Source organism: Bacillus sp. FSL K6-2944 (assembly GCF_038005385.1).
Taxonomy (GTDB): domain Bacteria; phylum Bacillota; class Bacilli; order Bacillales; family Bacillaceae_G; genus Bacillus_A; species Bacillus_A cereus.
This window is the reverse complement of record NZ_JBBOTE010000001.1, coordinates 2,761,133-2,782,535: the sequence shown is the minus strand read 5'-3', so window position 1 is coordinate 2,782,535 and position 21,403 is coordinate 2,761,133. Positions and strand designations below refer to the sequence as shown.

Below are 21,403 nucleotides of genomic sequence, written 5' to 3'. Positions count from 1 at the left end.
GTATGTGAAAGAAAAGGTAGTTATTATAACAGGTGGATCGAGTGGAATGGGAAAAGGAATGGCGACTCGCTTTGCAAAAGAAGGGGCACGAGTTGTTATTACAGGACGTACAAAAGAAAAACTAGAGGAAACAAAGTTGGAAATTGAACAATTTCCAGGGCAAGTATTACCTGTACAAATGGATGTAAGAAATACGGATGACATTCAGAAAATGATTGAACAGATTGATGAGAAGTTTGGTCGAATTGATGTTTTAATAAATAATGCAGCTGGAAACTTTATTTGTCCAGCAGAAGATTTATCCGTGAATGGCTGGAATTCGGTCATTAATATTGTATTAAACGGTACATTTTACTGTAGCCATGCTGTCGGAAAATATTGGATTGAAAAAGGTATAAATGGGAATATCATTAACATGGTAGCAACATATGCATGGGATGCAGGTCCAGGAGTTATTCATTCGGCTGCAGCAAAGGCAGGAGTATTAGCGATGACGAAGACGCTCGCTGTTGAGTGGGGACGTAAATATGGAATACGAGTTAACGCTATCGCTCCAGGACCAATTGAACGTACGGGCGGTGCTGATAAATTATGGATTTCAGAAGAAATGGCTAAGCGTACGATACAAAGTGTTCCGCTTGGAAGGCTGGGTACGCCAGAAGAAATCGCTGGTCTAGCTTATTATTTATGCTCAGATGAAGCTGCGTACATAAATGGAACTTGCATGACAATGGATGGAGGACAACATTTACATCAATATCCATTTTAAAAGGGATAAAAAAATGAATGTTTGATTCATTTTTTTACGGTTAAATGTGACGGAATTGTGACATATGAAAGAAAAGTGTTTACAAGAGGTCATATATACGTTATATTTAAGACCTCTTTTTTCTTCATAGTAGAATTGCTAATTCCCCTTAGCATTTTACCCCTCTAATCCCTTCAGGAAAACTGAAGGGATTTTTTATTATTTTTCCGTAAATATCATGTTATAATTTTTGAAAAGTAAAGGGAGGGAAGCACGTTGATAGATGCATTAGATGTAATGAGTAACTTGGATAAAGTCCTTCCTTATTATCAAGCTATTTTTAGTGCTGATGAGCATACTGTAATTGGATATGAAGTAGTAGGACGTATTCAAACAGAAGAGGGCATACAAAGTTTAGCTTCTTTCTTTCACGATGATTCGATTCCAAGTGAATTTCAACTGGAAGCGGATAATATTATAGTAGAAAAAGCTTTAAATCGTTATTTAGAAAGCGATCAAAAATTATTATTATTTATACATCGGAATGCTAATGTATTAATGAATGATGATGATGAAAGCTTGCTTCAACTTTTATTGAGGTACGAAGAACAAGGTTTAAATTTAAAACAAATTGTTTTAGAGATTACAGAGCATGAATGTAAAGAAGATATAGAGCAATTTAATCATTTGCTTATGTATTATCGTACATATGGTATTCAAATTTCGATTAATAAAGTCGGAACGGGTACAAGTAATTTAGAGCGTATTAGCGTGTTAGCACCTGATATTTTAAAAGTAGATTTAACGAACTTAAGGCAAACAGCACTTTTACAATCTTATCAAGATATTTTATATTCTTTATCATTACTTGCTAGAAGAATTGGTGCAACTTTATTATATGAAGAAATAGATGCTTTTTATCAACTGCAATATGCTTGGAAGAACGGCGGAAGATATTATCAAGGTAATTATTTAAAAGAATGTTTACCTGATTTTATTGAAACGAATGTTTTGAAAGAGCGACTAGGTAATGAATGTCATCAGTTTATTCAGCATGAAAAGAAGAAGTTACAAAAAATTTATAATTTAACAGAGATGTTACGCGATCGCATTGGCGATGTTTTATCAAAACAAAAAAAGAATGAAGATATAAATGATTGGTTATTACAATTTAGTCAAAGTGTATCACAGTGTAGTTTTCGTATATTTATTTGTAATGAAGATGGTTTCCAACAATCAGGAAATGTTATGAAAAAAGATGGAGAATGGATTGTGATGCCGGATTATTATATGAAGAACTGGAGCTGGCGCCCGTATTTTCTCGAGAATATAATGAAAATGCGTTTTGAGAATAAGGCGAGGCTTTCAGATTTATATGCAGATATTGAAACGGGAGAAATGGTACGAACATTTTCTTTCCCGATTGATGATGACAACTTTTTATTTATAGATTTATCTTATGAATATTTATATGAAGAAGATGTTTTATTTTAATGCACGAAGAGATTCGTGCATTTTTTGTTTGTTTTTATCATAAATTGGTAATAGTGAAAATGGTGATGAAAATGCTGTCTATCGTTGTAAAGATTTTACGAACGAAATCTGTCCTTTCTTTGCATATTCATTGTTACAATGAATACTACAAAGACAAGTTCTTTTAAAAGGAAGGTGAAAAAATGAGGAAATATGGAATATGGCTTGTTCTATTTGTATGTGTTGCCTTTCTAGTTGGTTATAGTGTTACGACTGTTTTAGGAAAAGAGGAAGTGGAAGTCGATCGGAAAGAAGTATTTACAACGATACAAAAAGGCTATGAAACCCAGTTTTCAATTCGTGGGAAGCATTTGCCGATGAATAAGATGATAGAGACGTTATCACCGTATTTTACAGATAATTTCCTTCAAGTATTTACAGATGAAAATAGCAGAAGTGATAAACAAAGTGGTGAATATTTACTTCCGGCAAAAGAAGCACCGTTTTCTTTTAATTCAGAAACGAAAATGTCGTATGATGAAGAACATAAAAATTTATATGTATATGAGCGGACAAAAAGTGGACAATATCAAATTGTAACATTGAAAAGGGATCAAGATAAATGGAAGTTAGCAGGATATCATGAAAGTCAGGAACTTTTAACTGAAATAAAAAGGTTGCAACAATTATAAAGTGAAACTTTTAATCAGTGGGTGGGAGTTTTACTACCTACAAATAGCGGGATAAGAATAGGAATAGGTATTTACCTATTCCTATTCTATATTGAGTAGTTGTTGTAACTTTTCAATTTGAAAACCTGCAACTACTTCGCCATCAATTACGACTGTTGGAGTTGAATAAGAATCATAGTCGTATAAAAGACGATTGCGAGCAGCAGCGTCTTTTTTTACGTCAAATTCTTCATATGCAACGTTATTATGCTTCAAAAATTCTTTTACAATAACACATGGCGGACAATCGGGTTGTGTATAAACCTCAATTTTTTTCATTGTAATTCCTCCTTTTTTCTGTTTTTTATTATATTCTTCCAGTATAAAAACCGCAATAATGAAGGAGAAATATGTTCTTTCTGTTTTTTCCTTCGCATTTCGACAAATTTTTAGTTGAGTTTCTGGCCAATAACCTTTATCCTAGAGTGTGGAACATTTTTTCTGTTATGACGGATAGAATGAGTATAGCTGTAAAACCTATTGGTAGGAAGATCAGAGAAAGGAGAGATTTCATGTCTCTACTCCAAGGAATTTTAACTCGACTTGTTAGTCTACAAGAACAAGCTGAAAGCGGTGAAGTAGCACAACGCTATTTTGAAGTGAACGGTGAGCGCAAATGTAGCGTGAAATTTTTCGATAAAAGTGAAATGTATGAGTTAGAAGTGTATCAACAAGGTGAAAAACCTCAAGTATATCAATTCGATAATATCGACATGGTTGCAATTGAGATTTACGATATCATTTCTTGATACATATAAAAAAGGTACTGCCACATGGCAGTACCTTTTTTAGTTCTATTACTTTCCAGCGTAATGTATAGAAGTTTTTTATTTTTCCTACAATGGTATTAAAATGAAAATTTAATCCGTGCAAGTTTGCTTATCCATGTGGATAATTAGTCCCGTCAACCGGGTGAATATGTGAAGCTAAACTTCTCACTATCGCTGGGTTTTGCAAATAGCGGGAGAAATATAACTAGGAGGTTATCGTATGGAACGTTTACCAGTTGTGATTTGTCCTAATTGTCAAAGTTCTGCTGAGATTATTCATGTATTAACGGCTCAATCTAATCAAAATGTAATTTATACGTGCCAAGTTTGTCACTTTGTAATTCGAAATATTGAAACGAATAAAGGATAGGAAGTTATAATTTTAGTTTTTGTCCCATACAATGAGAATACGAAAAGTCTGTCTAATTGAAAGGACGTGACTCTGTGGACGGTGCACATAAATTTTACAATGTTTCAGAGAGACATTTAAATTTTGATATGGTCTTTAACCGTATTTGTAGTTTCATTGAAAAGGATCCGCGAAATTTGTATCGATTATCCATTGGGACAGACTCGCAAGCGCATCAAAAGGATACGAGGTTTATTACAGCAATCCATATTCATCGTGTTGGAAAAGGTGCCTGGGGTTGTTTACACCATAAATCAGTAAAAGATAAGCCAGCGACCTTACGTGAGAAAATATATTTAGAAACGCAGTTTAGTCAAGAAATCGCATGTCTATTTACGCCTACTCATATACAAACAATATGGGAGTTATTGCATCCTTATGCTCAAGATGGGGCTGGATTCATAATGGAAATTCATTTAGACATTGGGAATGATGGCTTAACAAAAGAATTTATTTTAGATATGACAGAAAAAATTCGAGCGATGGGATTAACTGCAAAAATTAAGCCGGATGCTTATGCGGCGTTTAGCTATGCAAATCGATATACGAAATGATTTTTTTGTATGTGTACGATTGTTACATATCTTTAAATGAAAACTGAATATTACATCTATTAAATAGGTTGAATTTTTTATATAATAAGAGTAACGATGCGAGTGTAAGGAGAGGGGTATATGCAAAGGGAAGTTGTTTTAACGAAGGAAGAAGAAAGTTTACTACTAGATATTTTATTTCAGCAAAATTACGCAAGTGAAATTTTAGCTGTGGAACTTACAGATATTGAGAATGGTTTGAAACAGACAGATGTGATGCAATATAAAAAAATCACAAGGTTATTTTACAGATTAAAAAATAAAGGGTATTAAGCGCTACCGGAATGGTAGTCTTTTTTTTGTGCGGTATGCTAAAATAGCTGTGTGATTGTATTTTTATTGAAATAAATTTAGGACAAAATAATAATATGAAAACGCTGTCATAAAATGTGAATAGAGTTGTGAACATAAGCAGGAAAAAGGGAAAATGGGGGATGTAATATGATTAGTATTCCGAAAGACGAATTTCAACAAATTCTTGTGAAGGATTTAATGATTTCATCGGAAAAAGTAGCTCATGTCCAAATTGGAAATAGTTTAGAACATGCTTTACTCGTTCTTGTAAAATCTGGATATTCAGCGATACCTGTCTTAGATCCAATGTATAAACTACATGGTTTGATTAGTACTGCCATGATATTAGATGGTATGTTAGGATTAGAACGTATTGAGTTTGAAAGGCTCGATGATATGAAAGTAGAGCAGGTGATGAAAGAAGATATACCTGTTCTTAAATTAGACGATTCATTTGCAAAAGCTTTAGAAATGACAATTGATCATCCTTTTATTTGCGCTGTTAATGAAGAAGGCTATTTTGAGGGGATTTTAACACGTCGGGCTATTTTAAAATTGTTGAATAAGAAAGTAAGGCAACATAATCGATAAAGTGAAAAAAGTGACTTCATAGAAACGAAGAAGTCACTTTTTTTTCGTGCATATCACTTGTGTATGTATTATATTTAAAAAGACATAAAACATAAGGAAAGTTTGTGCTGGACAATTGTATTTTCTGAATGAAAGCATTCGGGTAAATTAAGGATGAAAAGCTTATTGAAATAAGGTGTATGGAAGCTAAGGAAAGAGGGAGAAAGTTGCAAATTGATGATTTTCAAATGATGGTTGTGTTAGCTCAGGAATCAAATATGAGAAAAGCGGCGGAACGTTTATTTGTTTCCCAACCTGCGCTGAGTCAACGATTACAATCTATGGAGAAACAATGGGGAATGAAGTTTTTTATTCGCTCACAAAAAGGATTGACAATTACACCTGAAGGGGAAAAAGTTGCAAATTATGCCAAAGAAATGTTGCAAAGGGAAGAAGATATAAAAAGTGAGCTGGCTGTTTTCAGAACGGAAACTCATGGAACGTTAAAAATAGCTGTTGCATCAGTTATTGGTCAATATTGGCTCCCTCCTGTTTTGAAAAAGTTTGTGCATAAATATCCTTCTGTAAAGATATCGCTGTTTACTGGATGGAGTAGTGAAGTGCAAAAGCAGTTTTATGAAGGAGACGTGCATGTTGCTATACTGAGGGGAACACAAGAATATAAAGGTCAGAAGCAACAATTATTTGAAGATGAACTGTATTTAGTTGATAAAGAAATAAAAGATATTTCGATGTTAAAAGAAACAAATAGGCCGTTCATTCAATTTAAAAGTGACTCGACTTATTATGGACAAATACAAAATTGGTGGTATGGTTTATTTTCTAATCCGCCTAAGCGAACGATTGTAGTTGACCAAATTGAAACATGTAAACAACTTGTTTTAAATGGTATAGGTTATGCCCTTTTACCTTCTACTGTTTTAAAGGAAGTACAGGAAAATATGTATAAAACACCTGTTCAACTGACGAGAGAAACATGGTTGTTAACAAGTGACTCGGCAAGGCAGTTGAAGCAAGTACAAGCATTTTTAGAAATTATAGAAGAAATTCAAAGGGGAAAATAAGATTATTATCTTGCTACTCGCTCTTTCGTTTGGTAGAGTAACATTATAAATGGATTTAGGAGGCAACAAGAATGAAAATGATGGACGCTAACGAAATTATTTCGTTTATTCAAAAAAGTGAAAAGAAAACTCCTGTAAAGGTATACATAAAAGGGGATTTAAAAGAAGTAACATTCCCTGAAACAGTACAAGCATTTGTGAATAAAAAATCAGGTGTATTATTCGGAGAATGGTCTGAAATTAAGACAATTCTTGATGAGAATAATAAGCACATCGTTGACTACGTTGTAGAAAACGATCGTCGTAATTCTGCAATCCCAATGCTTGATTTAAAAGGTATTAAAGCTCGCATCGAGCCAGGTGCTATTATTCGTGACCATGTTGAAATTGGTGACAACGCTGTAATTATGATGAATGCAACAATTAACATTGGTGCTGTAATTGGTGAAGGTTCTATGATCGACATGAACGCAGTACTTGGTGGACGTGCAACAGTCGGTAAAAACTGTCACGTAGGTGCAGGTGCTGTACTTGCAGGTGTTATTGAGCCACCTTCTGCAAAACCAGTTATCGTTGAAGATGATGTAGTAATCGGTGCAAATGTAGTTGTTTTAGAGGGTGTTACAGTAGGTAAAGGTGCAGTTGTAGCAGCGGGAGCTGTTGTAACAGAAGATGTGCCTCCATACACAGTTGTTGCAGGTACTCCAGCACGTGTAATTAAAGAAATTGATGAGAAGACAAAAGCAAAAACAGAAATTAAACAAGAGCTTCGTCAATTAAACCCAGAGAAATAAAAAGTAAAAAAAGCGTAAGAGCGTAAATGGGCTCTTACGCTTTTTATAGATAGAGGTGCAAAAATGACAGTAAGCAAATTTGTCCAAATTCGTAGAGATCTACATAGAATTCCAGAAATCGGATTTAAGGAATGGAAAACACAACAGTATATTTTAGATTATATAGGAACACTTTCTCATAAATTTGTGGAAGTGAAGACATGGAAAACGGGTGTAATCGTTAAAGTAAATGGAAAAAATCCCGAAAAAATAATAGGTTATCGTGCAGATATAGACGGTTTACCAATTACAGAGGAAACTGGATACGAGTTTGCTTCTATTCACGAAGGAATGATGCATGCATGTGGCCATGATGTACATACAACAATCGGTTTAGGCCTTCTAACGAAAGCTGTGAGCGAAAGAATAGATGATGACCTTGTATTTCTATTCCAGCCAGCAGAAGAAGGACCAGGCGGTGCTCTTCCTATGTTAGAAAGTGAAGAGTTAAAAGAATGGAAACCAAATATAATTCTTGGTCTTCATATTGCACCAGAATACGCTGTGGGGACAATTGCAACGAAAGAAGGACTGTTATTTGCCAATACTTCAGAATTATATATTGATTTAAAAGGGAAAGGTGGCCATGCTGCCTATCCACATACTGCAAATGACATGATTGTTGCAGCGAGTCATCTTGTTACACAGCTTCAATCCGTTATTAGTCGCAATGTAAATCCTCTTGATAGTGCAGTAATTACAATCGGGAAAATTACTGGTGGTACGGTTCAAAATATTATTGCAGAAAAATCTCGTTTAGAAGGAACGATTCGAACATTATCAGTGGAATCAATGAAGCGTGTGAAAAGCAGAATTGAGTCAATTGTTGCAGGTATCGAAGCTTCTTTCCAGTGTGAGGCGATTATAGATTACGGAGCAATGTATCATCAAGTATATAACCATGAAGAGTTAACGAGAGAGTTTATGGAATTTGTACATAAACAAACTGATATGAATGTTATTACATGTACTGAGGCAATGACGGGTGAAGATTTTGGTTATATGCTTCGAGAAATCCCTGGATTTATGTTTTGGCTTGGAGTAAATTCAGAATATGGTTTACATCATGCAAAATTAAAACCAGACGAAGAAGTGATTGAAAAGGCAATTACATTTTTAAGCCAATATGTAAAGTGGAAAGGGAATAGAAAATAAAACTTCCACTTTCTTGAAGGCTCCAAAAAACTTTTTGTTCTGAGGTGTAAGTAACGCTCGTATAGATTGATTTTAGACATTGACATACAAATGGAAGAATTAAAGTTAATTGTACTGTTTTAATAATGAGCAGGGGGGTTAGCCACTGCTCATTATTAATTATTTGACTAACTTATATATGTTTACTTTTAGTATGAAAAGTGTGTAAAATCAATGTGAAACATAGAAAAAAGGGTGGGGAATTACGTGCAAATTAGCAGTGCGATTTTATGTTTCGTCTTATATGCGTACGTTATTATTGCGGCGGTTTATTTTGGGATAAGTTTTTATGCCTATCGTCTAGTAGATAATAATGAATATGACGAAACATACAAATGGGTGAAGAGATATTTATCACCTGTACTAGAAATTATGAATGGGTTTGTGCTCTTTTTATTTATTGGATTAATTGCTTTTTCAACGAGTTTAGTAGGGAATAAAACTACGTTATTTGTATTGGGTATCATTATTTTTATGTTGTTAGGAATAAGGATTGGTAATACGGTCTTTTGGAATGAAAGAAAAGTAGATGGTTGGACGGGAATGTTAATTCCGTGCATGTTAGCTGCAATCGTGACAAATATAGAGCATGAATATTATCAATTACATTTTTGGCTTATTATCGTTTTAACAATTCTTTCTGTTTTGTATATAAGCACAGTAGTACTAACATATATTGCACATGAAAAAGGAGATGTTAAAGGCACTCGTTTCTTTAGAGGACGGGCATTATTTTGGAGTGTGCCGACGATGGTAGTTATCGCGCTTATTGCGATATTAGTAAATGGATATCAATTTTCTAATTGGCAACTATTTTTAGAAAATTGGTGGATCTTTATCTTTTCGTTTATTGCTTTTTTAGGTGCAACGCATTATTTATTCCATCAACATCATTACATATGGGCGTTGTTATTTGCATTCACACAGCTTCTATTTGCCTTTTTTGGTCAAGAAACATTATTATTCGTTTTTGAAACATTTAGTTCTTTTGGAAATATATTTGTATTTGCTATGCTACTTGTTGGTATCGCTTTTTACTTGCAACAATATTTTTATATACAAAAACAAAAATAAGAGCTAATTACAGTTTTTGTGACGCATATAAAGTGTGTTACACTGAAAATAAATAGTACTTGAAGTTATTGGAGGAATTCCCGTGGGTGAGAAAGAAAAAGAATTTGCTGTCATTGGACTTGGTCGCTTTGGTGGAAGTATTTGCCGAGAACTAGCTCAATTAGGAATGGAAGTAATGGCAATCGATTCAGATGAGGATAAAATTAATGAATTTGCAAATATAGCTTCGCATGCTGTAATTGCAGATTCAACAGATGAGATGGTATTAAAAAGCCTTGGTATTCGAAATTTTGATCACGTAGTCGTTGCTATTGGAGATAATTTAAATTCAAGTATTTTAACGACTTTGATTTTGAAAGAGTTGGGTGTAAAAAATATTACTGTAAAAGCTCAAAATGATTATCATGAAAAAGTGTTAAGTAAAATAGGTGCAGATCATATTGTGCATCCAGAACGTGATATGGGGAAAAGGATTGCTAATAATATTGCATCAAGCAATGTGCTAGACTACCTTGAGCTTTCAGATGAGCATAGTATTGTAGAGATTATTGCGAATAAAAAAATTGATGGGCACTCTTTAATTGAATTAGATATTCGTGCGAAGTTTGGATTGAATATTGTAGCAATTAAACGAGGCAAAGAAGTTATCGTATCCCCTCGAGCTACGGAGAATATTCAAGCAGGAGATATATTAATTGTCATTGGTCATGACGATGAAGTGGATCGATTTAAACACTTTTTAAGATAAGAGAAAAGAAAAGGACAATGCCTTCATGGCATTGTCCTTTTCTTATATTTCCATAATGATTGGTAAAATCATTGGACGGCGTTTCGTTTTCTCATATAGGAATGGAGCTAATGTGTCTGTAATTTCATTTTTAATTTCAGACCATTGTGTTGTTTTACGCTCCATTACTTTTTCTAAATGAGTTGTAATTAATGTTTGTGCATCATTGATTAAATCGCTACTTTCACGCATGTAAACGAAACCGCGTGAGATGATATCAGGTCCTGCTGCAACTTTAAATTCTTTCATATCAATGCTTACAACTACAATTACAAGTCCTTCTTCAGAAAGGATACGACGATCGCGTAATACGATATTGCCAATATCTCCAATACCGTTTCCATCAATGTAAACCGAACCAGATGGGATTTTTCCAGCTACGCTAGCTTCATCCGAACGTAAAGCAAGAACATCGCCATTATCCATAATGAAGCAATTTTCTTCAGGGATGCCACAATCATTTGCTATGTTCATGTGCATACGCTGCATACGATATTCACCATGAATTGGCATGAAGTACTTCGGTTTAATTAGACGTAACATTAACTTTTGTTCTTCTTGTCCACCGTGTCCACTTGTATGGATATTTGAAAGTTTCCCATGAATTACATCAGCGCCAGCGCGGTACAACATGTTAATTGTACGACTTACGCTAATTGTATTTCCTGGAATTGGTGAAGAAGAGAAAACAACTGTATCTCCAGGAATAATTTGAATTTGGCGGTGTGTACCGTTTGCAATACGTGAAAGTGCTGCCATCGGTTCACCTTGACTACCTGTACATAAAATAACAACTTTATTAGCTGGTAAGCGGTTTAGTTGAGATGCATCTATGAATGTATCTTTCGGGCAACGAATATAACCAAGGTTTTGTCCAATTTCAATCGCTGCTTCCATACTTCGACCAAACACAGCTACTTTACGGTTGTTTTCAACAGCAGCTTCAACAACTTGTTGTAAGCGGTGAATATTTGATGCAAAGGTTGCGAATATAATCCGTCCTTCTACTTTACGGAAAATGTCTTGAATGCTATCACCAACGCGACGCTCAGACATAGTAAAGTTTGGAACTTCACTGTTCGTACTATCAGATAATAGACATAGTACGCCATCTTTACCGATTTCAGCCATTTTTGTTAAATCAGCTGGTTCACCAACTGGTGTGAAGTCAAATTTGAAGTCACCTGTATGAACGACTTGACCTTGAGGTGTTTTCACAACAACGCCGTACGAATCTGGAATACTGTGAGTTGTACGGAAGAAGGATACAGACGTTTTTTTGAATTTAATAACGTCATCTTCTTGAATCTCGTAAAGTTTTGCTTTACGAAGTAAGCCGTGTTCTTCTAGTTTGTTTTTGATGAGTGCAATTGCTAATTTTCCGCCGTAAATTGGAATGTTCACTTGACGTAATAGGTAAGGGATTCCGCCGATATGATCTTCGTGACCATGTGTAATGAATAACCCTTTAATTTTATCTTCGTTTCGCACAAAATAAGTGTAGTCTGGTATTACATAATCGATTCCGAGAAGTTCGTCCTCTGGAAATTTAATTCCAGCATCAATTATAATAATTTCATCTTGAAATTGAACAGCGTATGTATTTTTACCGATTTCACCAAGCCCACCGAGAGCAAATACAGCAACTTGGTCGTTTTTTAGAAATTTCATATCGCTATACGATTTCCGCTAATGTTAAATCAGCGTTTTCTTTTTCATATTCAAGATGAGCGCCAGTAACAGACTGAACAAACTCGATATTATATGCGAACTTATTTAATTTTGTACGAACATCCTTTTCAGACGTAGCCTCTAAATATAAAACTTTTGTATTTTCACGTACTGGAACCTCAGTTAATTTTTCTTGATAAAATACTTTAAAAATCATTTGGAAAACCTCTCCTTGTCTATGTTTTGCATTATCTGTTACTTATTATAAAGCAAACAGTCACGATTTTCATGTTTTTTCGAATGAGAATGAAGAAAAAGCCCGAAATGGGCACAATTTAAGCGACTGTCTTTTTACGGACTAGACCATTTAAATAACGCTTGAGCTTTTTCTTCAGCTTCTTCAGCATGATTACTCCTTCCTTTCCTTATTTTAAACATGCCTATTACTAGTGAAAACTCTATCTCTGATATAAGAGATAGGACAAAAGTGAATGGTGAATCTTGTCCTTTCCCATACAGTGAAAGTTATTCTATAGTAACGATTAGTAGCCGTTAGTTATAGGTATAGTATGAGGAAGAATGGAAAAGAAAATTCATACGAACAAGTATCCACATGTTTTACTAATATATATATGCAAAGTTTACAAATAAGGTCAGAAAGGGAACGCTTTCTTCACAGATGTTTAATATGTTATACTTTTTTTTAGAATTTGAAAAGTGATATTCAAAATAGGAATATAGAGTGCCAGAAAGGATTTTGACAAATGAATGATAAAATTGTCTTTTTTGATATTGATGGAACATTATTAGATCATGATAAAAAAATTCCGCAATCTACACGAGATGCAGTAAAACAGTTACAAGAAAAAGGTGTACATGTAGCAATTGCGACAGGGCGCGCGCCATTTATGTTCGAAGATATTCGTAAGGAACTTGATATACATAATTATGTTAGTTTTAATGGACAATATGTTGTCTTTGAAGATGAGGTAATATTTAATAATCCGTTACATCCAGATGCTTTACATAAGTTTACTCAGTTTGCAAAACAAGAAGGATATCCACTTGTATATCTTGACCATCAAGATATGAGAGCATCAGTGGAATATCATGATTATGTGAAAGAAGGCTTTGGAAGCTTAAACTTTGAGCATCCAGCATATGAGCCTAATTTTTATGAGGAACGTAATATTTATCAAACACTACTTTTTTGTGAAGTAAATGAAGAGGAAAAGTTTATTAATCATTATCCAGATTTTCATTTTATTCGTTGGCATGCATATTCAATGGATATCATTCCGAATGGTGGTTCTAAGGCAAAAGGAATTGAGAAATACATTGAAAAGTTAGGTTTTAATCGTGATCAAGTGTATGCATTTGGAGATGGCTTAAATGATTTAGAAATGATCGAAGCCGTTGGCACAGGTATTGTGATGGGAAATGGCCATGAAGACTTGAAAAAACTTGCAAATCATGTGACAAAGGATGTTAATGAAGACGGTATATATCATGGACTAAAGTGGGCTGGATTGCTATAAGTGAATATGGAACCCATTTCATAATAAAAAGGCGGAAGATTAACTTCCACCTTTTTATTATTATCGCTCTAGAGGTTTGGAATCATCAGGAGCGGCAAAAGGATTTTCTTTATTGATATGGTCATAGAACATAACGCCATTTAAATGGTCAATCTCGTGCTGAAATACGATTGCTGGTAAACCTTTTAAACGTAATTTTACTTCTTCTCCGTTAATAGAAGTTGCTTTTACTGTAATTCTTGTATAACGAGGAACATAACCAGGTACTTCGCGGTCTACAGATAGACAGCCTTCACCACCCTGTAAATATGTACGTTCAACAGAATGGCTAATGATTTTTGGATTGAATAATGCATGGCTATATAATGTACCATCCGCATCGGTTACATGAACTGCAATCATTTTTTTTGAAACACCGATTTGCGGAGCCGCTAATCCGATTCCAGGGCGTAAACTATATTTTTCAGCCATTTCAGGATCTTGGCTATTTATTACGAATTCAATCATTTCTTTTAAGGTAGTTGTATCTTCTTCGCTTGCCGGTAAGGACACCTCTTCTGCAACGTTGCGCAAAATAGGATCTCCTTCGCGAATAACATCTTTCATTGTAAGCATATGTAATCTCTCCTTTCCTCTTTAGTCTACCAAAGGAGATGGAAAAAGTCATCGGCAAGAAAGGGAAGGCATTTTGGAAATCGTTCTATTATAGAGTAGTTATGTATGTGGTAAACAGAAAAAGACGGCAAAGCCGTCTTTTTCTTTCCATAGTTGTTTCGTTTTACAATTAGCGAATGCAAGCAGCACCAACGATAATTAAAAGAATAAACAACACAACGATTAAGGCGAAGCCGCGTCCAGACCCGCCACAAGAACCGCCATAACCGTAGGAAGGATATGAACAAGTTGGATAGCAATATGAGTATCCGTACATGAGATGACCTCCTTTATCATTTCCCGCTAATACTGCGGTTACTATAATGTATGGAAGAGAGGGTAGAAATGTATAGGTATTTACCTAAAAAAGGAAGAGTAGTTTGTATATTTTTGTTACGAAGAGAGAAAAACTAAAGAGAATTAAATCGTTTACATATTATTCTAAGAGAAAAAATAAGTGAAAAAGGGAATAATATAACAGTAGGTCAATGCTTACTAATACAGATGTAAAAAATAAAAACACGTTTGTGTAGTAGAAACCTGCATATTATTTATAAAAAAACGTATTCAAAGTAATTGACATCGTAATTAGAATAGTTGTAAACTAAAAAACGTGATCAAGATTGTATTAATATGTTTCTGAAAAAACATTAGTACAGATTGTTAGGTACACAAAATTATTCTCAACCGACATACAAACATGTTGGTTTACATCGTTGCGCTTTTTAAACTGGAAAATAGCCAGTGAAAGCGTTTCAGAATATGGTTCAAGAGAGGAAGAGGTGAACGGAATGGGTACTAAAACAAAAAAGACCCTATTTAATGTTGATGAGCAAATGAAAGCTATCGCAGCTCAATTTGAAACATTACAAATTTTAAATGAAAACGGTGAAGTTGTGAATGAAGCAGCTATGCCTGAATTATCTGATGATCAATTAAAAGAATTAATGCGTCGTATGGTGTATACTCGCGTATTAGATCAACGTTCTATTTCTTTAAACCGTCAAGGACGTTTAGGTTTCTACGCACCTACAGCTGGACAAGAAGCTTCTCAATTAGCAAGTCATTTCGCACTTGAAGCAGAAGACTTCATCTTACCAGGATACCGTGATGTACCACAATTAGTATGGCACGGATTACCATTATACCAAGCATTCTTATTCTCTCGTGGACACTTCATGGGTAACCAAATGCCTGAGAATGTAAATGCATTAGCTCCACAGATCATTATCGGTGCGCAAATCATCCAAACTGCTGGTGTTGCGTTAGGTATGAAACTACGTGGTAAAAAATCTGTTGCAATTACTTACACTGGTGACGGTGGTGCTTCACAAGGTGACTTCTACGAAGGTATGAACTTTGCAGGTGCATTCAAAGCTCCAGCAATCTTCGTTGTTCAAAACAACCGTTATGCAATCTCTACTCCAGTAGAAAAGCAATCTGCAGCTAAAACTGTAGCACAAAAAGCAGTAGCAGCAGGTATTTACGGAATTCAAGTAGACGGTATGGATCCATTAGCTGTATACGCAGCAACTGCTTTCGCTCGTGAGCGCGCAGTAAATGGCGAAGGCCCTACTTTAATCGAGACTTTAACATTCCGTTACGGTCCACATACAATGGCTGGTGATGACCCAACTCGTTACCGTACAAAAGATATCGAAAACGAATGGGAACAAAAAGACCCAATCGTACGCTTCCGTAAGTTCTTAGAAGCTAAAGGCCTATGGTCTCAAGAAGTTGAAGAGACAGTAATCGAAGAAGCAAAAGAAGATATCAAACAAGCAATTGCTAAGGCTGACCAAGCTCCAAAACAAAAAGTAACTGATTTAATGGAAATCATGTACGAAAAAATGCCTTACAACTTAGCTGAACAATATGAAATCTACAAAGAAAAGGAGTCGAAGTAAGCCATGGCTCAAATGACAATGATTCAAGCAATCACTGATGCTTTACGCGTTGAAATGAAAAATGACCCTAACGTACTTGTATTTGGTGAAGACGTTGGTGTAAACGGCGGTGTATTCCGTGCTACTGAAGGTTTACAAGCTGAATTTGGTGAAGATCGTGTAATGGATACTCCACTTGCAGAGTCTGGTATTGGTGGACTTGCAGTTGGTCTTGCACTTGAAGGATTCCGTCCAGTTCCAGAAATCCAATTCTTCGGTTTCGTTTATGAAGTAATGGATTCAATTTCTGGTCAATTAGCTCGTATGCGTTACCGTTCTGGTGGACGTTGGACTGCTCCAGTAACAGTTCGTTCTCCATTCGGTGGTGGTGTTCATACTCCTGAACTTCATGCTGATAGCTTAGAAGGATTAGTGGCTCAACAACCTGGTCTAAAAGTTGTTATTCCATCTACTCCATACGATGCTAAAGGTCTTTTAATCTCTGCGATTCGTGACAACGATCCAGTTATCTACTTAGAGCATATGAAATTGTACCGTTCATTCCGTCAAGAGGTACCAGAAGGTGATTACACAATTGATTTAGGTAAAGCTGATATCAAACGTGAAGGTACAGATGTATCTGTTATCGCTTACGGTGCTATGGTTCACGCTGCATTAAAAGCTGCTGAAGAACTTGAAAAAGAAGGTATCTCTTTAGAGGTTGTTGACTTACGTACAGTTCAACCATTAGATATCGAAACAATCATCGCTTCTGTTGAAAAAACAGGTCGCGTAGTTGTAGTTCAAGAAGCTCAAAAACAAGCTGGTATTGCAGCTAACGTTGTAGCGGAAATTAACGACCGTGCAATCTTAAACTTAGAAGCTCCAGTTGTACGTGTTGCAGCTGCTGATACAGTATTCCCATTCTCTCAAGCAGAGAGCGTATGGTTACCAAACCACAAAGATATTGTTGAAGCTGTAAACAAAGTAATGAACTTCTAATTTTTAGCTTTTCATGTGCAAAAGAAATCAGCACATGCTGGTTTCTTTTGTACATATTCCATAATAATGAAATGAATCAGGGGGCTGAATTCCGTGGCATTTGAATTTAAACTACCAGATATCGGTGAAGGTATCCACGAAGGTGAAATCGTAAAATGGTTTATTAAACCAGGCGATGAAGTAAACGAAGACGATGTACTTCTTGAAGTACAAAATGATAAAGCAGTAGTAGAAATCCCTTCTCCTGTTAAAGGTAAAGTACTTGAAGTACTTGTAGAAGAAGGAACAGTTGCAATCGTAGGAGATACATTAATTAAATTTGATGCTCCTGGATACGAAAACCTTAAATTTAAAGGTGACGATCATGATGAAGCTCCAAAAGCTGAAGAAGCAGCAGTAGAAGCTCCAGCAGCGGAAGCTACTCCAGCAGCAACTGCAGAAGTAGTAAATGAGCGCGTAATCGCTATGCCATCTGTTCGTAAATACGCTCGTGAAAAAGGTGTAGACATTCATAAAGTAGCTGGTACTGGTAAGAATGGCCGTATCGTAAAAGCTGACATCGATGCATTTGCAAATGGTGGACAAACTGTAGCAGCAACTGAGGCTCCAGCAGCAGTAGAAGCTACTCCAGCAGCAGCGAAAGAAGAAGCACCAAAAGCACAACCAATCCCAGCTGGTGAATATCCAGAAACTCGTGAGAAAATGAGTGGTATCCGTAAAGCGATTGCGAAAGCAATGGTTAACTCTAAACACACAGCTCCTCACGTAACATTAATGGACGAAGTAGATGTAACAGAACTTGTTGCTCACCGTAAGAAGTTCAAAGCAGTAGCAGCTGACAAAGGTATTAAATTAACTTACCTTCCGTACGTTGTTAAAGCTTTAACATCTGCATTACGTGAATACCCAATGTTAAACACTTCTTTAGACGATGCATCTCAAGAAGTAGTTCATAAACATTACTTCAATATCGGTATCGCAGCTGATACAGACAAAGGTCTATTAGTACCAGTTGTTAAAGATACAGATCGTAAGTCTATCTTCACAATCTCTAACGAGATCAATGATCTTGCTGGTAAAGCACGTGAAGGTCGTCTAGCTCCAGCTGAAATGAAAGGTGCTTCTTGCACAATTACAAACATTGGTTCTGCAGGTGGACAATGGTTCACTCCAGTTATCAACCACCCAGAAGTAGCAATCCTTGGTATCGGCCGTATCGCTGAAAAACCAGTTGTGAAAAACGGTGAGATCGTTGCAGCTCCAGTATTAGCATTATCTCTAAGCTTTGACCATCGTTTAATTGACGGTGCAACTGCTCAAAAAGCGTTAAACCAAATTAAACGTCTATTGAATGACCCACAATTATTAGTAATGGAGGCGTAATAACAATGGTAGTAGGAGATTTCCCAATTGAATTAGATACAGTCGTTGTTGGTGCAGGTCCTGGTGGATACGTTGCGGCAATTCGTGCAGCACAATTAGGTCAAAAGGTAGCAATCATTGAAAAAGCTAACCTTGGTGGCGTATGCTTAAACGTTGGATGTATTCCTTCAAAAGCGTTAATCAATGCAGGTCATCGTTATGAGAATGCAATGCATTCTGATGACATGGGTATTACTGCAGAAAACGTAAAAGTTGACTTTACAAAAGTTCAAGAATGGAAAAACGGCGTAGTTAAGAAATTAACTGGCGGTGTTGAAGGCCTTCTTAAAGGTAACAAAGTTGAAATCATTCGCGGTGAAGCTTACTTCGTAGATGCTAATACATTACGCGTTATGACTGAAGATGCAGCTCAAACTTATACGTTTAAAAATGCTGTTCTTGCAACTGGTTCTACACCAATCGAAATTCCAGGATTCAAATACTCTAAACGTGTTATCAACTCTACAGGTGCTTTAAGCTTACCTGAAATTCCTAAAAAACTTGTTGTAATCGGCGGCGGTTACATCGGTATGGAATTAGGTACTGCATATGCTAACTTCGGTACAGAAGTTACTGTAGTAGAAGCTGGCGACGAAATCTTAGCTGGTTTCGAAAAAGCTATGAGCTCTGTTGTTAAACGTGCTCTACAGAAAAAAGGTAACGTAAATATCCATACAAAAGCTATGGCTAAAGGCGTTGAAGAAACAGAAACTGGCGTAAAAGTTAGCTTTGAAGTTAAAGGTGAAATCCAAACTGTAGAAGCAGATTACGTATTAGTAACTGTAGGTCGTCGTCCAAACACTCAAGAAATCGGTCTTGAGCAGGTTGGAGTTAAAATGACTGACCGCGGCATCATCGAAATCGATGAGCAATGTCGTACAAATGTACCAAACATCTATGCAATCGGTGATATCGTTCCTGGACCACCATTAGCTCACAAAGCTTCTTACGAAGGTAAAGTAGCTGTAGAAGCAATTAGTGGCCATGCATCAGCTATCGATTACATCGGAATTCCTGCAGTATGCTTCACTGATCCAGAATTAGCATCTGTTGGTTACACTAAAAAACAAGCTGAAGAAGCTGGAATGACTGTAACTGTATCTAAGTTCCCATTCGCTGCTAACGGTCGTGCATTATCATTAAACAGCACTGACGGTTTCTTACAACTTGTAACACGTAAAGAAGATGGTCTTCTTGTAGGTGCTCAAGTTGCAGGTGCAGGTGCTTCTGATATTATCTCTGAGATTGGTTTAGCTATCGAAGCTGGAATGACAGCTGAAGATATCGCTCAAACAATCCATGCTCACCCAACATTAGGTGAAATCACAATGGAAGCAGCTGAAGTTGCTCTTGGAATGCCAATTCACATTGTAAAATAATTTAAGTAATGTAAATAGCCCTTCTCTTATTGTAAGAGAGGGGCTATTTTTATTTTCATCAAATGACTTGCAAGGTCTTTAAACGTACTTGTCGAATGAATATATAATACTTTAACAAATGATTCCGGCTTAACTTACTTCAAAGGTAATATATATCATCCTATAATATGTAATTGATTCAAACGTACCCCCATATATTAATAAAATAGAGCATGTCAAAGGAGAAGGTTCCATGAAAATATTACATGTTATATTTTATCATTTACTACTATGGAGTGGCTTTTCCACTGTATTAACATTATCGAATGGTGATAAGTTTCATTATAAAGTTATTCTTTTTTTCGTATTTCTATATTTAGCCTATGTAATAGCATATTTTGTATTGCACGTAAGAAAGCAAGCTTTATTTCTTACATGTTCGAATTGTATATTATTTTTAATCATATTATCTATTTTTTAAATTAGCGTTTATAAAAATACATTGTTCTTCCATTAAATAATTGTAACTCTCCCTCTAATTTCTTCGCTAAAAAACGGCAAAATTCATTTGCTTTCCCTTTGTCACCAAATGTTGCATTAGGTGGTAAAGAAACTTGGATGAAAGATTGTTCATTTTCTATACCAACACCAATATAAATTGAGTCATACCGGTCGTGATTGGATTGAAGTTTTAATGTTGTTGTAGATGTATCTAAAATTTCATAAGGAAAAGCGGTATTTGTATACGTGTAATTAATTTGGGCACCAGTTTTAGAAGTAACTGCTTTATAATAATGAAAAAGTTGTTTTATATCATCTATTGAAACTGATTGTTGGTTGGATTTCGGTACAAGCGTAATAAAGGCGTGTTGCATATAAGTTCCCCCTAACTTAGTAGAATACTATCATTCTACATCCTACTGAATTTTTTGACAATTAAAAGGAGTATTACATGTTTTGTTTAATATACTATTAATGAAACGTGATGTAGAAAGGTGGAAACCAATGTTTGAAAAATTGTATGATGAGCATGAAAGTGTGAAGGTACGATTTTTAGGGTTTATGACACATGATACACGTTATGATTTTGGTGTTATTTATACAAATATGTTTTTTGGAAAGCCGCTCATTGTTTGTATGCAAACAGGAAGGTCTACTTTACTTGGACGAGATGATGTAGAGAATGTTCAATATATACAGGAGATTTTTAAATTAGGATCAGAAGAGGAAGCAAAGGAGTTAGCTCAGTTTTTCAAATTTCTAGTTCCGTCAACTTCTTTACATGCGGAATATGAAGAATAATTAATGTGA

Annotated in this window: 26 protein-coding genes; 20 read left to right on the top strand and 6 right to left on the bottom strand. The window is 35.5% G+C overall.

The genetic code is table 11. From position 1 onward, the window contains the following. Nucleotides 1-4: 4 nt before the first annotated feature. The 3 genes from fadH (at nucleotide 5) to MHH55_RS13975 (ending at nucleotide 2,913) form a co-directional block, all read left to right on the top strand. A complete protein-coding gene (fadH, locus tag MHH55_RS13985; RefSeq protein WP_078186234.1) occupies nucleotides 5-769 on the top strand; it encodes a 2,4-dienoyl-CoA reductase in 765 nt (254 codons plus the stop codon). 255 nt (nucleotides 770-1,024) lie between these two features. Next, the gene (locus tag MHH55_RS13980) at nucleotides 1,025-2,242 is read left to right on the top strand and encodes an EAL domain-containing protein (protein WP_000564306.1); all 1,218 of its coding nucleotides are present in this window, start codon (nucleotides 1,025-1,027) and stop codon (nucleotides 2,240-2,242) included. A gap of 182 nt (nucleotides 2,243-2,424) precedes the next feature. Next, nucleotides 2,425-2,913, top strand: a complete 489-nt coding sequence (locus MHH55_RS13975) for a DUF3993 domain-containing protein (RefSeq protein ID WP_001233804.1) — start codon at nucleotides 2,425-2,427, stop codon at nucleotides 2,911-2,913. Nucleotides 2,914-2,994: 81 nt separating this feature from the next. On the opposite strand, the gene MHH55_RS13970 is transcribed toward MHH55_RS13975, so the two are convergent. Further along, nucleotides 2,995-3,231: a glutaredoxin family protein gene (locus MHH55_RS13970; RefSeq protein ID WP_000717875.1), complete on the bottom strand. Its 237-nt coding sequence runs from the start codon at nucleotides 3,229-3,231 to the stop codon at nucleotides 2,995-2,997. A gap of 233 nt (nucleotides 3,232-3,464) precedes the next feature. Between MHH55_RS13970 and MHH55_RS13965 the strand changes: the two genes are divergently transcribed. The 10 genes from MHH55_RS13965 (at nucleotide 3,465) to MHH55_RS13920 (ending at nucleotide 10,522) form a co-directional block, all read left to right on the top strand. After that, on the top strand, nucleotides 3,465-3,701 hold the full coding sequence (locus MHH55_RS13965; RefSeq protein ID WP_000055151.1) for a YkuJ family protein: 237 nt from the start codon (nucleotides 3,465-3,467) through the stop codon (nucleotides 3,699-3,701). A gap of 241 nt (nucleotides 3,702-3,942) precedes the next feature. Beyond that, on the top strand, nucleotides 3,943-4,092 hold the full coding sequence (locus MHH55_RS13960; RefSeq protein WP_000440540.1) for a hypothetical protein: 150 nt from the start codon (nucleotides 3,943-3,945) through the stop codon (nucleotides 4,090-4,092). A 74-nt stretch (nucleotides 4,093-4,166) separates the two neighbouring features. Next, entirely contained in the window at nucleotides 4,167-4,685 is a 519-nt protein-coding gene (locus MHH55_RS13955; protein WP_000348488.1) for a ribonuclease H-like YkuK family protein, read from the top strand. Nucleotides 4,686-4,805: 120 nt separating this feature from the next. Further along, on the top strand, nucleotides 4,806-4,997 hold the full coding sequence (gene abbA / locus MHH55_RS13950; RefSeq protein ID WP_001188692.1) for an antirepressor AbbA: 192 nt from the start codon (nucleotides 4,806-4,808) through the stop codon (nucleotides 4,995-4,997). 168 nt (nucleotides 4,998-5,165) lie between these two features. Then, nucleotides 5,166-5,609 (top strand): cyclic-di-AMP-binding protein CbpB, encoded by a 444-nt coding sequence (cbpB, locus tag MHH55_RS13945; RefSeq protein WP_000623579.1) that lies wholly within the window; start codon nucleotides 5,166-5,168, stop codon nucleotides 5,607-5,609. A 179-nt stretch (nucleotides 5,610-5,788) separates the two neighbouring features. Beyond that, a complete protein-coding gene (locus MHH55_RS13940; RefSeq protein ID WP_002026259.1) occupies nucleotides 5,789-6,673 on the top strand; it encodes a LysR family transcriptional regulator in 885 nt (294 codons plus the stop codon). Nucleotides 6,674-6,744: 71 nt separating this feature from the next. Beyond that, nucleotides 6,745-7,467, top strand: a complete 723-nt coding sequence (gene dapD, locus MHH55_RS13935; RefSeq protein WP_000783241.1) for a 2,3,4,5-tetrahydropyridine-2,6-dicarboxylate N-acetyltransferase — start codon at nucleotides 6,745-6,747, stop codon at nucleotides 7,465-7,467. Between the two features lie 63 nt (nucleotides 7,468-7,530). Next, nucleotides 7,531-8,661, top strand: a complete 1,131-nt coding sequence (locus MHH55_RS13930) for an N-acetyldiaminopimelate deacetylase (RefSeq protein ID WP_000218676.1) — start codon at nucleotides 7,531-7,533, stop codon at nucleotides 8,659-8,661. 246 nt (nucleotides 8,662-8,907) lie between these two features. Further along, a complete protein-coding gene (locus MHH55_RS13925; protein ID WP_001167324.1) occupies nucleotides 8,908-9,774 on the top strand; it encodes a cytochrome c oxidase assembly protein in 867 nt (288 codons plus the stop codon). A gap of 82 nt (nucleotides 9,775-9,856) precedes the next feature. Beyond that, entirely contained in the window at nucleotides 9,857-10,522 is a 666-nt protein-coding gene (locus tag MHH55_RS13920) for a potassium channel family protein (RefSeq protein ID WP_000504032.1), read from the top strand. A 42-nt stretch (nucleotides 10,523-10,564) separates the two neighbouring features. Here MHH55_RS13920 and rnjA read toward each other — a convergent pair whose 3' ends face one another. Both rnjA and MHH55_RS13910 read right to left on the bottom strand, forming a co-directional pair. Further along, nucleotides 10,565-12,232, bottom strand: a complete 1,668-nt coding sequence (rnjA, locus tag MHH55_RS13915; protein WP_000670377.1) for a ribonuclease J1 — start codon at nucleotides 12,230-12,232, stop codon at nucleotides 10,565-10,567. Between the two features lie 4 nt (nucleotides 12,233-12,236). Next, nucleotides 12,237-12,449: a DNA-dependent RNA polymerase subunit epsilon gene (locus tag MHH55_RS13910; RefSeq protein WP_000576435.1), complete on the bottom strand. Its 213-nt coding sequence runs from the start codon at nucleotides 12,447-12,449 to the stop codon at nucleotides 12,237-12,239. 547 nt (nucleotides 12,450-12,996) lie between these two features. On the opposite strand from MHH55_RS13910, the gene MHH55_RS13905 reads away from it, so the two are divergent. Beyond that, on the top strand, nucleotides 12,997-13,770 hold the full coding sequence (locus MHH55_RS13905) for a Cof-type HAD-IIB family hydrolase (protein WP_000998268.1): 774 nt from the start codon (nucleotides 12,997-12,999) through the stop codon (nucleotides 13,768-13,770). A gap of 60 nt (nucleotides 13,771-13,830) precedes the next feature. On the opposite strand, the gene def is transcribed toward MHH55_RS13905, so the two are convergent. Next, entirely contained in the window at nucleotides 13,831-14,385 is a 555-nt protein-coding gene (gene def, locus MHH55_RS13900; RefSeq protein WP_000957048.1) for a peptide deformylase, read from the bottom strand. Nucleotides 14,386-14,554: 169 nt separating this feature from the next. Beyond that, the gene (locus MHH55_RS13895) at nucleotides 14,555-14,701 is read right to left on the bottom strand and encodes a YjcZ family sporulation protein (RefSeq protein ID WP_000274562.1); all 147 of its coding nucleotides are present in this window, start codon (nucleotides 14,699-14,701) and stop codon (nucleotides 14,555-14,557) included. Nucleotides 14,702-15,215: 514 nt separating this feature from the next. On the opposite strand from MHH55_RS13895, the gene pdhA reads away from it, so the two are divergent. The 5 genes from pdhA (at nucleotide 15,216) to MHH55_RS13870 (ending at nucleotide 20,573) form a co-directional block, all read left to right on the top strand. Beyond that, nucleotides 15,216-16,331 carry a pyruvate dehydrogenase E1 component subunit alpha gene (pdhA, locus tag MHH55_RS13890; RefSeq protein WP_000536895.1) on the top strand — a complete coding sequence of 372 codons (1,116 nt, stop codon included), beginning with the start codon at nucleotides 15,216-15,218 and terminating at the stop codon, nucleotides 16,329-16,331. Nucleotides 16,332-16,334: 3 nt separating this feature from the next. Further along, on the top strand, nucleotides 16,335-17,312 hold the full coding sequence (gene pdhB, locus MHH55_RS13885) for a pyruvate dehydrogenase complex E1 component subunit beta (RefSeq protein ID WP_000068168.1): 978 nt from the start codon (nucleotides 16,335-16,337) through the stop codon (nucleotides 17,310-17,312). Nucleotides 17,313-17,405: 93 nt separating this feature from the next. Then, complete coding sequence (pdhC, locus tag MHH55_RS13880; protein ID WP_000863419.1) at nucleotides 17,406-18,695, top strand: pyruvate dehydrogenase complex dihydrolipoyllysine-residue acetyltransferase; 1,290 nt, start codon at nucleotides 17,406-17,408, stop codon at nucleotides 18,693-18,695. 5 nt (nucleotides 18,696-18,700) lie between these two features. Then, a complete protein-coding gene (gene lpdA, locus MHH55_RS13875; RefSeq protein ID WP_000260104.1) occupies nucleotides 18,701-20,113 on the top strand; it encodes a dihydrolipoyl dehydrogenase in 1,413 nt (470 codons plus the stop codon). Nucleotides 20,114-20,345: 232 nt separating this feature from the next. Then, the gene (locus MHH55_RS13870) at nucleotides 20,346-20,573 is read left to right on the top strand and encodes a hypothetical protein (protein ID WP_000697469.1); all 228 of its coding nucleotides are present in this window, start codon (nucleotides 20,346-20,348) and stop codon (nucleotides 20,571-20,573) included. Nucleotide 20,574: 1 nt separating this feature from the next. Here MHH55_RS13870 and MHH55_RS13865 read toward each other — a convergent pair whose 3' ends face one another. Beyond that, entirely contained in the window at nucleotides 20,575-20,967 is a 393-nt protein-coding gene (locus tag MHH55_RS13865; RefSeq protein WP_001163291.1) for a DUF1885 family protein, read from the bottom strand. Nucleotides 20,968-21,097: 130 nt separating this feature from the next. Between MHH55_RS13865 and MHH55_RS13860 the strand changes: the two genes are divergently transcribed. Further along, on the top strand, nucleotides 21,098-21,394 hold the full coding sequence (locus MHH55_RS13860; RefSeq protein WP_000462038.1) for a DUF3055 domain-containing protein: 297 nt from the start codon (nucleotides 21,098-21,100) through the stop codon (nucleotides 21,392-21,394). The last annotated feature ends 9 nt before the right edge of the window (nucleotides 21,395-21,403 follow it).